Source organism: Microcoleus sp. Pol14D4 (assembly GCF_036701245.1).
GTDB lineage: Bacteria > Cyanobacteriota > Cyanobacteriia > Cyanobacteriales > Microcoleaceae > Microcoleus.
On sequence record NZ_JAUBQM010000128.1, the window covers coordinates 1 to 9,729 of the forward strand.

The following is a 9,729-nucleotide window of genomic DNA, read 5'->3' on the forward strand; positions in this document are numbered from 1 at the left end:
CCGCTTTTATCAACAAGGTATGCGGGCCGCAACCCTTATACAGTCTATCTCGTAGACCTTTTTGTCACCCCCCCAGAAATTTAACTTGACTTTTATTTATAAATATGTATCTCGATATTTGGAGCCAGAGACAGGAAAAAACCCAGGGTTGGTAAACAACCTGCACACTACAATTGCTTCGCTGCCCTCACACTCAGAGGAGTATATTTTTTGTCTATTTTGCCTAATTCCTATTCGCCCTCAACTCTTTCAGTATTGCCACCTTTGACCCAACCCTCGCGATTGTCATCCTCAATCCGAATTCGCTGCCACTCTTTGTCGGGCGACTCTTCCAAAACTACGACTTTTTCCTTGTAACCAACACCGCCAATGCGGTTCGAGTCTCGGCTACCAGTATCCCGGAGAATTAAGCCGATCGGCTGAGTCACCAGAGCTCGGTAAGCTCCCGGTTCCAGCGGTTTGGGAGACGGGGCATCGCTAGATGTAGAAACAGGGCTAGCCTGGGCTGTTGACTGCGGCGCAGCGCCCGCAACCTGAACTGCTGTTTTGTCGTTGGGAAAAACAGGTTTTTCGGGCACAGTAGTTAGCTTAGCCGCAAAGTAAAGTGCAGCAGCCACGCTAGCACCTGCCATCAGGACGATCGCGAGCAGAAAACCCACTAAAAATTTGAAAACGCTATATACAGTGTTCATAAAACAGCAAATGAAGGAAGAAGGAAGTTCGGCAACGGATTCTGTAACGGATGTAACGGATGTAACGAATGTCAGGCAGAAGGCAGAAGAGAGAGGGAAGAAGGTTGACTGTTGAGTGTTGACTGCTGAATGTTGAGTAAAATCTGGTAACTGCCAACTGACAACTGGTTACTAATTACTGACTACTGACTTCAAAAGCTTAACCTTGAATCCGGCGGCTCAAACTGCCGTATCTAGAAGCAAGGCGAGCTTTCCCAGCAGCGGCCCAATCTTGGAGAAACTGGATTTGTTCTTGAGCAGTTCTGGCTAAGGGCACCATCTGACTAGCTGATTCTAAAATATCATCTGTCGTAAAGTCTCGATTTTGGCTAAACCCAATGTGCATTGCTTCAATCAAAGTTTGCTCGATTTCGGCCCCTGAAAAGTCGGGAGTTTCGTAAGCCAAGCGCTCTACATCGTAATTTTTGATGCTGTGCGATCGCAACCGCAACAAATGTACCTCAAAAATCGCCCGCCGTTCCTCCTGGCTGGGCAAACCGACAAAAAATATTTCGTCAAACCTGCCTTTTCTCAGCATTTCTGGCGGCAAAGACTGGATGTTGTTGGCCGTTGCTACCACAAACACCGGCGAAGTTTTTTCGGCCAACCAAGTAATAAAAGTCCCGAACACGCGGCTGGTTGTCCCGGAATCGCCTTTACCGTCCAATCCCGCAAAAGCTTTGTCAATCTCGTCAATCCACAGCACGCAGGGGGCCAAAGCTTCCGCTAGCTGAATCATTTGCCTGGTGCGGGATTCTGATTCCCCGACTAATCCGGCAAACAAGCGCCCGACATCCAAGCGCAGTAAAGGCAAATGCCAGTGGTGGGCGATCGCCTTTGCCGTTAAGGATTTTCCGGTTCCTTGAATTCCGACTAACAACAAACCTCTGGGATGTGGCAAACCGTATTGGCGGGCTCGTTCGGTAAAAGCACCGCCGCGCCGCAGCAGCCATTCTTTGAGATTGTCCAAACCACCAATATCGGATATATTTTCGCGGGCTGGGTAAAAATCCAGAATTTGAGTTTGCCGAATTGTTTGGCGCTTTTCTTCCAAAATCAGTTCCGCGTCGTCGGGATGGAGTTCGCCTCTGGTGGCGATCGCCTTGGCCAAAACTCGGCGTATTCGTTCGATCGACAGCCCTTGACAGGAGCGCACTGTTTCGTCCAGCAAACGCCCTTCAATGGCTTGTCCGGTAGCCCCTAACAGCCTTTCTACCTCAATTTTGATTTCCGCCGCCGCAGGCAGGGGAAACTCCAAAACAGTCATCACTTCGCTGAGGTCTTCTGGTATCGAAATTATAGGAGATACGATGACAATATTTTTGGGTACAGATTTGAGGAGTCTCGCCAAATTCCGCAGCTTGCGGGAAATCGAGACATCTTCCAAAAACCGCTGAAAGTCCCGCAGAATAAAAATTGCCGGCGCGGAGGCGGGCAATTTTTCGAGAAATTCCAAGGCTTGCAGCGGGTTGCGCTTGCCAAAACCTGTATCGTTGGGATTGCCTTGGTAGCCATCAACAAAATCCCAGATGTAGACGGCGCGAGAACCTTGTTTTTTGGCGCTTTGGGCGATCGCCGCTTCTACGCGCTCTTCTTCCCGTGTGGGAATGTAAATTAGGGGGTAGCGCGATCGCAGCAGTAGTTCAAACTCGTCGCTAAAAATAGTCATTAGTTATTAGTCAACTGACTAAGGCAATTGCCGTTTAAGTGCTTCCAGAGATGCCCAGCGACTGTCTGAGACTGTTTCGGAGCTTGCTGTATTTGTTGCATCATCAGTTAAAGAAATTCCCGGACATTCAGTATCGCATATCTGTTTGTGCGGCAGTTCCAAACACATTTGCTCGTACACCCAATCGCCCGGAGAGAAATAGCCGCCTGGGGACAAATTTTCCACCAAATCTTCTAAAGCAACTTCTATTTCTGCTGAACTTGAATCTGTTTGATTTGCTGTTTCTTCTAGCCAGATTAGTTCTGATGAGTTGAGTGCCAAACGATGATTGTATTGTTTCAAGCATCTGTGGCACGTGAGAGTAACAATTGTTTCTGCTTTTGCCTTCACCTCAAGATAATTCCCTTGGTGAGTCACTTGCAGTCGCCCTCGCACCGGAGTAAGAGTTTCTAAATCGGGGATAAATTCTTCAAAATCAATGACCTCTTTCCGCTCACTTTTTGTGAGGAGATGAGGGATATAAATTGTCTCCATAATCTTTTGCCTTCCTACTTCTTGAATTCAAAGGTCAAAAGGAATAGTTAATTTTTAACTTCTTCCTTCTTCCTTCTTCCTTCTTCCTTCTTTAGCGTCAGCGCAGGCGAACTACCAAACGCCGATCGGGTTCTTGTCCTTGACTGTAAGTTTCTATATCCTCACATTCGCTCAAAAAGCTGTGGACTTGACGGCGTTCTGCCGAAGACAGAGATTTTATTTCAACTTCAACTCCCGTCGATCGGGCTTGATCTGCTGCGTACTCTGCCATCGATCGCAATTCTTCTTGGCGGCGGATGCGATAGCCATTTAGTTCTACTGTATAAGGAATTGACTCCTCTACTTCCTGACCTATATTCTGAACCGTGTTACAGAGGTACTGAATGGCATCTAATACATTACCGTTTGGCCCGACTAAGATTGCAACTTGTTCTGGAGTCAGATTGCTTTCATCTATTGTCATCCAATAGCAATCTTTTTGTTGTTCGCATACCACTTTTGAAGGAATTGCGGACAGTTGTAGCAATTCTTCTAACCATGCCTGTCCGCGCTGCATTTGAGAGTCTTTCATTGTTGTTAAAATCAAGCCTTTTTCTTAGAACGCTTGGGCTCAAAGGGAAGTGCATCTAATCCTTGTTCTTTTTGGGTTTTCGCCTCTGCTTCGTCCACTATTTTTTGGAGGTTTTCGGGCAGCGGTTCTCGCGACAAAATAAACGATTGAACTGTTTGGAAGATGTTAGCAATCAGCATATACATCAACACGCCGGCGGGCAGTGGGAAGAACAAAAACATCCCCGAAAATATGACTGGCGTCAGTTTGTTGACGGTAGCCTGTTGGGGGTTGTCGTTTGGCCCTTGTGCTTGTCCTGAAAGAGTTTGGTTGATGTACAAACTGATGCCGAAGCCCAGGATCATCACCAAAATATCCCAGTGGATTGTACCGTCTGAGTCGATCGCGCCCACGCGGCCTAGAGCTTCAATAAAAAGGAATCCTTTGTTAGAAGCCAATCCGGGGATTGTGCCTTGAACTGTGGCTTCACCGGGCGCTAAGGCCGTGATGTTGCCCTGTTCATCTACCTTGACCACTTCTTCGCCTTTGATGACTTTCCAGCCGGGTTCAAAGTCGATTTCGCTCTTATTTTCAGCAGCTAAAACTTTGAGAGGTTTGCCCTCTGGGGTTTGAAAATTAATCTTGGTTGTTTCGCCGACTGCGAGTTTGTCGCCGCCTGGAATTACGCCCACAACAGGAGCATGAAAAGTACCTGTGACGTAAATATTTTGTGGCGGTGTAGCAAAAGCTTGCGGTTGAACATTTTCGATTTGTTCTTTCGGCAAAACTTGAACGTTGACGCTGTAATTTATGTCAGAAAACGGCGAACCCCGGAGCGTTGCAAACAGTGCAAACAGCACTGGCATTTGCAGAACCAACGGGAAGCATCCTGCTAGAGGATTGCCAAATTCTTTGTATACTTTGCTCATTTCCTCCTGCTGTTTTGCAGGATTTTCTTTATAGAGTTTTTGAATTTGATCTACTCGCTCTTTCATCAATGGCTGCGCTACTTTCATGCGCCGCATATTGCGAAGGGAGCCTGCATTGAGAGGATAAAGAGCAAAGCGAATCACGAGCGTCAGAGCTACGATCGCTAAACCGTAGCTTGGCACGATCCCGTAGAAAAAATCTAGGATCGGGAGCATGAGGTTGTTGGAGAGAAACGAGATACCGAAATCCATTCGCTTTGAGTTAATTTAGGTGCTCTATGTTTGCTGTTGAGAACTATTTTTACCCGCTGGAGGCGAGCCGCCTCAATTTTTAGGGTTTTGTCTCTATCTTAGGACATTGCCCGTCGATCGACCGCCCAGTCTGCGGGTTTGTTGTAATGAGTTTGCCAATACTCGCACTCACTTTACCCTGATTTGAGGGTGAAAGCGGTTCGGTTATTTAGCTTTGGCCGCGTTTGCTTTTTGAGCTGCTACGGGCAGTTTTTCGTTAATGTAGTCATACATTGCTCGAAATTTCGGCATAGCTCTGAGTTCCAAGCGGCTGCCATTTTTCATGGTGAGCACCATGTCTCCGTAAGTCCCGAAACCGCGAGGTACTGTGACGATTTTGACTATATCTGAGTAGATAACGTCTGTCTGATCGCCCCCCATCCAACCGCTAGTTACGGACACTCGGCGGCTGGTGATCCGATACCGCAGCCACAGAGCTCGGACAATTGCTCCTACTGCTAGGGGGATTCCCACCACAGTCAGCCCCAGGAGTAAATTGAGGATCAAGTCTCCCGGCGCGGGGCCGCCTTCATAATATACTTCCTCTCGAATTCCCATCTAGTACCTCGGCTTCTACCAACAACTGCTCTAATTCTTGCAGAATTTCTGCATAATTGCACTCTTGTGCGATCGGACGCACGACAATTACTAAATCCCACCCGAATTTTAATCGGGGCAATAGGTGTCGCAAAGCTGCCCGAATCTGACGCTTAATCCGGTTGCGGACTACAGCGCGTTTGCTGACTTTCAGGCTGATGGAAATGCCTGTGCGAGTTGGCTGCAAGGATTTTTCGGCTGTCGGTTTGCTTAATTCGGCGCTTTTTGGTTTACGCAGAGCTCTTAAGCTGAAATGGGCCGAGTTACGGCGCATTCCCTTGCGGTATACGGCGCTGAAGTCTTTTCGGTGCTTAAGTCGGTTTGTATCGGGCAACATGGCGTAGGGCGATCGTTGAGGCCTCTCTACCTTGATGCAGTGCTACACTGCAAGGCGGTGGCGACCTTTGCTGCGGCGAGCTTTGATTACTAATCGACCAGTCGCGGTACGCATTCTGGCGCGAAAACCCGATGTTCTTTTTCTTTTGCGGCTGGTTCCGTGCAGGGTTTGCTGTGTCATTTTGATTTCTCCCGGCTTGTTACTTTACTTTTGATTAATATTCACAATCTTCTAGTATACCATAGAGGGGTTTAGTTTGCAATAATATTTTTCGGATTTGAATTGATCGCCACTAATCACAAAGCAACAACCCGTTTTCGAGCTGGTAAACGAGATTTCGGTTTGGTTTTCACTACCAGATACCTAACTTTTTAAGATGATATGGCAAGGGCGATCGCCCTTAAGCGAAAAAATCAAATCCCCGACTTCTTTGAGAAGTCGGGGATTTCGCTTGCAATCACGGGTAAAAGCCAGAATTGGTGACACCAAAGAACACACAGTTCAATTCATCCGTGTATCCGTGTCATGTCTTCCCTTATTTCAATTCAACATTTACCGTAGCAGACATCCCCGGTGCAATTCGCGATTCGTAGCCTTTAATGCTTTCGGCATCAAACACAATTTTTACCGGAATCCGCTGCACAACTTTGGTGAAATTACCCGTAGCATTATCGGGAGGCAATAAGGAAAATTGAGCGCCAGAAGCAGGGGAGAAACTATCGAGATGACCTTCAAATTTGCGGCTACCAAAAGCATCTAATTTAATTTCTACTTTTTGGCCTGGTTTCATGTTTGCCAGTTGCGTTTCTTTGAAGTTAGCAATTACCCACAAATCGTTACTTACTATAGCCATTAACGGAGTTCCAGGCTGCACCCGCTGCCCGACTTCAACCGATTTGCGGCCGATTTGTCCGGCGGCCGGAGCAGTAATATTCGTGTAGGAAAGTTGCAGTTGAGCGTCTTTAACCGCAGCTTCCGATTGCCCGATCGCAGCTTTAGCAGCATCATACTGCGATCGACTGACTTTAGTTTGCTCGCCCGTAGCTTGCGCCTGTTGCAATCCGCCCTTTGATGCAGCAAGTTTTGCTTCGGCGGTGCTGATACCTTCTTCGGCTAGGGCGACTTTAGCTTGAGCGCTGGCGACGCCGACTTGGGCGCGCGCTACTTGGGATTGAGCTTGTTTTACCCCTTCTCGAGCTTGGGCTACTGCAGCTTGAGCTTCGGTTACGCCTTCCTTAGCTTGGGCTAACCGCGCTCTAGCTTGGGCAATTCCTTGTTGGGCTGCGGTGGTTTGGCCTTGGGCTACTTGGTAGGCGGCTCTCGCTGCGTCTAGTTGCTGGCGGGCGATCGCACCTTCAGACTGCAAGCTTTCGTACCGTCTATAATCAGCTTGCGTCTTGACGAGATTGGCTTGCGCTTGTACTAGCTGAGCTTGCGCTGCGGCAATGCCGGCTTCGGCTTCCGTCACTTTGGCTTGGGCTTGGGGAATGCCGGCTTCGGCTTGGGCGACTTTGGCTTGGGCGGCGGGTACGCCGGCTTCGGCTTCAGCAACGGTAGCTTCTGCAGCGGGTACGCCTTGCTGGGCTTCTCTGAGTGCTGCTTGGGCGGTGGAAATCGCAGCGTTTGCACCGCTGATATCTCCTTGGGCTTGGGCTGTTTTGCCTTGGCTGGTTTCAGAGGCTAGGGAAATATTGGCTTCGGCTGCTTCGGCTTGGCCGCGGGCGTTTTCTAAGGCTGCTTGGGCTTGTTGGACTTTAACTTGATAGTCGCGGGGGTCGAGTTTGATCAGCAGTTGTCCGGGTTTTACTTGTTGGTTGTCTTGTACTAAGACTTCGGCGACAGTACCGTTGACGCGGCTGCTGATTTGGTGGATGTGTCCGGCAACTGTGGCGTTTTCGGTTTCTTGGTGGATGGAGGCGTATTGCCAGTAGCGGTAGCCGAAGCTGCCTGCTGCGATCGCCCCTAGGCCCAGCGCTGCTAATATCAACGCTTTCGGGGCTTTTTTCTTGGGTGTTGCAGCCGTCGGCAGGGGTGCTTGCAGTTCTGTTTCTGCGCCTGTTTTGACTTCGGCAGGGGCGCTGATTTCTGTTTCTGGGGCGGGGATTACTGGTAGGCTTTTAGCGATGCTGTCGTCGATCGGCTTTTCTAATACGGCGACTGCTTTGCCGTTACCATTGAATTCTGCTGGGTTGGTTTCGTTTGGACCTTTCATGGTATTTGACTCCTAATACTTTAGTAAGATGTCGTTTGTTTAGGGTACGTAGTTTTTATTTAGTAAGACGGCTTTTTTTAAGAGTGCGTAGTATTTTGCGGTTATTTGTAATGTAGTGGAGGTAGATGCTGCTGCACTTCACTCAAAAGATTGATTTGTCGGTTTAGGAAAGATTCAGGATCGCTTGATCGATCAGTTGGGAAAAGAGTTCTTGATCGGCCGCTGAAATTCCCTCGACAGCTCGATCTCTGATTTTAGCTACCAGCGGGGGCAATACCTCTTGCAGTTCCCTGCCGGAGTCTGTCAGCCAAATGCGCCATATACGGCGATCGCGCGTGTCTCTCTCCCGGCGGACTAGACCTCTTTCTTCCATGCGATCGAGTACGCCTGTCAGCGTCCCGCCTACCTGTTGCAGTTTGTCGCCAATGCTGGAAGTCGGCAAACCGTCTTCTTGCCACAAGCAGCACAGTACCAGCCAGTGAAAAGGTGTCAATCCAAAGGGTTCAAGTACCTCTTGCAGCCTGCGACTGCCTAGCTGTGCCAGAAGTTTGAGACGGTAGCCCAGGCTGTGGGGGGCGAGAACGTCGTGCCACTGAGCTAGATGTGTGCGATCGACAGTGGATGTAGTAACCATCGGCTTATTACTTAGCGTTCGTACTATTAGTGTAAAAGACTTTTTGGGAGATGTCAAGGGTGCAAGCAGGTTTTTTAGCGATCGAACGCTACGCTAAAACCGGGAATCCGCCCTCTGCCGGATATGTTAACAATTCTTATTGTTCTTAAACTAGAAAGAGTAAATCTAGTTCGCGATCAGAATTTATGTTGCTTCCAGCCGACCAACGCACCAAGTTAGACGACACCGACGACAATTTGTTCTATTCCGCTCCCCGGTATGTGACTCACGTAGACGATGGATTCATTCAGCAACTCACCGATTTATATCGGGAACGGCTGAAACCGAATACTCGGATTTTTGATATGATGAGCAGTTGGGTTTCTCACTTGCCCGACGAGATGCAATTTGCCCATGTTGAAGGGCACGGCATGAATGAACAAGAGTTGGCAAAGAATCGCAGACTGAATCATTATTTCGTGCAGAATTTGAACGCAAATCCCAAATTGCCACTGCCGGATGCAGAGTTTGACGCCATTGTCAACTGCGTTTCGGTACAGTATTTGCAGCACCCGGATGCGATTTTTGCCGAGATTCACCGGATTTTGAAGCCTGGTGGCGTAGCAATTATGAGCTTTTCCAACCGGATGTTTTATCAAAAGGCGATCGCGGCTTGGCGGGAAGGTTCCGAGGGCGATCGGGTAGAATTAGTCAAGGGTTACTTTGATTCTGTCAAAGGAGCGAACATACCCGGGTTTAGCAAGCCGGAAGTAATTGTTCGCAAGCCTAACTTGCCGAGTTTTATGCAAATGCTGCGAATAGGAAGTGGCGATCCATTTTATGCGGTAGTTGCTTACCGCCAAAGTTAATTTTTTTTTGCAGTAAGGACTTTAGATCGAGATTGACATAACTAAAGTCCTTACTAAAAACCGATCGAAAGCTATGTTTTTTAGGTTAGGATATATTTAATATTTGCTCCTAAAATATGGAAAACCAACTGGGGCATCGCATCACACTCGCTCCAAATATCTGTCACGGAAAACCTTATATTCGCGATCTCTGAGCTCCAGTAGAGTTGATTCTTGGATGACTGAGTTATGGTATGAATGCTAAATAAATTATAGATGAATCTCAAAATTTATAACATGAGGATATTCTAACTGCTTTGCTATTTGCAGCGCGACGCACTGGGAGCGTGTCACTTTTGCAATAAGTACAAATACTTAGACAGCTTTTCCCGACTTGCCAATTAACCCATTTAAATAA

At 48.1% G+C, this 9,729-nt stretch carries 11 protein-coding genes; 1 reads left to right on the forward strand and 10 read right to left on the reverse strand.

The features are described 5' to 3' along the window. Positions 1-230 precede the first annotated feature (230 nt). The 10 genes from QUA33_RS26580 to QUA33_RS26625 all read right to left on the reverse strand — a co-directional run bounded on the left by QUA33_RS26580 (position 231) and on the right by QUA33_RS26625 (position 8,484). Positions 231-692, reverse strand: coding sequence for an SH3 domain-containing protein (locus QUA33_RS26580; RefSeq protein WP_333152562.1), 462 nt, complete (start codon positions 690-692; stop codon positions 231-233). 199 nt (positions 693-891) lie between these two features. Beyond that, the gene (locus QUA33_RS26585; RefSeq protein ID WP_333152564.1) at positions 892-2,400 is read right to left on the reverse strand and encodes an AAA family ATPase; all 1,509 of its coding nucleotides are present in this window, start codon (positions 2,398-2,400) and stop codon (positions 892-894) included. Positions 2,401-2,418: 18 nt separating this feature from the next. Further along, positions 2,419-2,934, reverse strand: a complete 516-nt coding sequence (locus QUA33_RS26590) for a YceD family protein (RefSeq protein WP_333152566.1) — start codon at positions 2,932-2,934, stop codon at positions 2,419-2,421. 97 nt (positions 2,935-3,031) lie between these two features. After that, entirely contained in the window at positions 3,032-3,505 is a 474-nt protein-coding gene (locus QUA33_RS26595; protein WP_333152569.1) for a R3H domain-containing nucleic acid-binding protein, read from the reverse strand. A gap of 11 nt (positions 3,506-3,516) precedes the next feature. Continuing rightward, a complete protein-coding gene (gene yidC, locus QUA33_RS26600; protein ID WP_333152571.1) occupies positions 3,517-4,665 on the reverse strand; it encodes a membrane protein insertase YidC in 1,149 nt (382 codons plus the stop codon). A 204-nt stretch (positions 4,666-4,869) separates the two neighbouring features. Next, positions 4,870-5,262 carry a PH domain-containing protein gene (locus QUA33_RS26605; RefSeq protein ID WP_333152573.1) on the reverse strand — a complete coding sequence of 131 codons (393 nt, stop codon included), beginning with the start codon at positions 5,260-5,262 and terminating at the stop codon, positions 4,870-4,872. After that, entirely contained in the window at positions 5,234-5,638 is a 405-nt protein-coding gene (gene rnpA / locus QUA33_RS26610; RefSeq protein WP_333073508.1) for a ribonuclease P protein component, read from the reverse strand. Before rnpA ends, QUA33_RS26605 begins: the two co-directional genes overlap by 29 nt. Positions 5,639-5,680: 42 nt before the next feature. Continuing rightward, positions 5,681-5,818, reverse strand: coding sequence for a 50S ribosomal protein L34 (gene rpmH, locus QUA33_RS26615; RefSeq protein WP_006632320.1), 138 nt, complete (start codon positions 5,816-5,818; stop codon positions 5,681-5,683). 355 nt (positions 5,819-6,173) lie between these two features. Then, the gene (locus tag QUA33_RS26620) at positions 6,174-7,850 is read right to left on the reverse strand and encodes an HlyD family efflux transporter periplasmic adaptor subunit (protein WP_333152576.1); all 1,677 of its coding nucleotides are present in this window, start codon (positions 7,848-7,850) and stop codon (positions 6,174-6,176) included. A gap of 163 nt (positions 7,851-8,013) precedes the next feature. After that, the gene (locus tag QUA33_RS26625) at positions 8,014-8,484 is read right to left on the reverse strand and encodes a MarR family transcriptional regulator (RefSeq protein ID WP_333152578.1); all 471 of its coding nucleotides are present in this window, start codon (positions 8,482-8,484) and stop codon (positions 8,014-8,016) included. 185 nt (positions 8,485-8,669) lie between these two features. Here QUA33_RS26625 and QUA33_RS26630 point away from each other — a divergent pair, with 185 nt between their 5' ends. Beyond that, the gene (locus QUA33_RS26630; RefSeq protein WP_333152580.1) at positions 8,670-9,332 is read left to right on the forward strand and encodes a class I SAM-dependent methyltransferase; all 663 of its coding nucleotides are present in this window, start codon (positions 8,670-8,672) and stop codon (positions 9,330-9,332) included. The last annotated feature ends 397 nt before the right edge of the window (positions 9,333-9,729 follow it).

What these genes read in the sequence shown, in the direction of transcription:
- QUA33_RS26620 (WP_333152576.1), bottom strand. Translation starts at nt 7,850, where the DNA reads ATGAAAGGTCCAAACGAAACCAACCCAGCAGAATTCAATGGTAACGGC.
- rnpA (WP_333073508.1), bottom strand. Translation starts at nt 5,638, where the DNA reads ATGTTGCCCGATACAAACCGACTTAAGCACCGAAAAGACTTCAGCGCC.
- QUA33_RS26595 (WP_333152569.1), bottom strand. Translation starts at nt 3,505, where the DNA reads ATGAAAGACTCTCAAATGCAGCGCGGACAGGCATGGTTAGAAGAATTG.
- QUA33_RS26585 (WP_333152564.1), bottom strand. Translation starts at nt 2,400, where the DNA reads ATGACTATTTTTAGCGACGAGTTTGAACTACTGCTGCGATCGCGCTAC.
- QUA33_RS26590 (WP_333152566.1), bottom strand. Translation starts at nt 2,934, where the DNA reads ATGGAGACAATTTATATCCCTCATCTCCTCACAAAAAGTGAGCGGAAA.
- yidC (WP_333152571.1), bottom strand. Translation starts at nt 4,665, where the DNA reads ATGGATTTCGGTATCTCGTTTCTCTCCAACAACCTCATGCTCCCGATC.
- QUA33_RS26625 (WP_333152578.1), bottom strand. Translation starts at nt 8,484, where the DNA reads ATGGTTACTACATCCACTGTCGATCGCACACATCTAGCTCAGTGGCAC.
- rpmH (WP_006632320.1), bottom strand. Translation starts at nt 5,818, where the DNA reads ATGACACAGCAAACCCTGCACGGAACCAGCCGCAAAAGAAAAAGAACA.
- QUA33_RS26630 (WP_333152580.1), top strand. Translation starts at nt 8,670, where the DNA reads ATGTTGCTTCCAGCCGACCAACGCACCAAGTTAGACGACACCGACGAC.
- QUA33_RS26580 (WP_333152562.1), bottom strand. Translation starts at nt 692, where the DNA reads ATGAACACTGTATATAGCGTTTTCAAATTTTTAGTGGGTTTTCTGCTC.
- QUA33_RS26605 (WP_333152573.1), bottom strand. Translation starts at nt 5,262, where the DNA reads ATGGGAATTCGAGAGGAAGTATATTATGAAGGCGGCCCCGCGCCGGGA.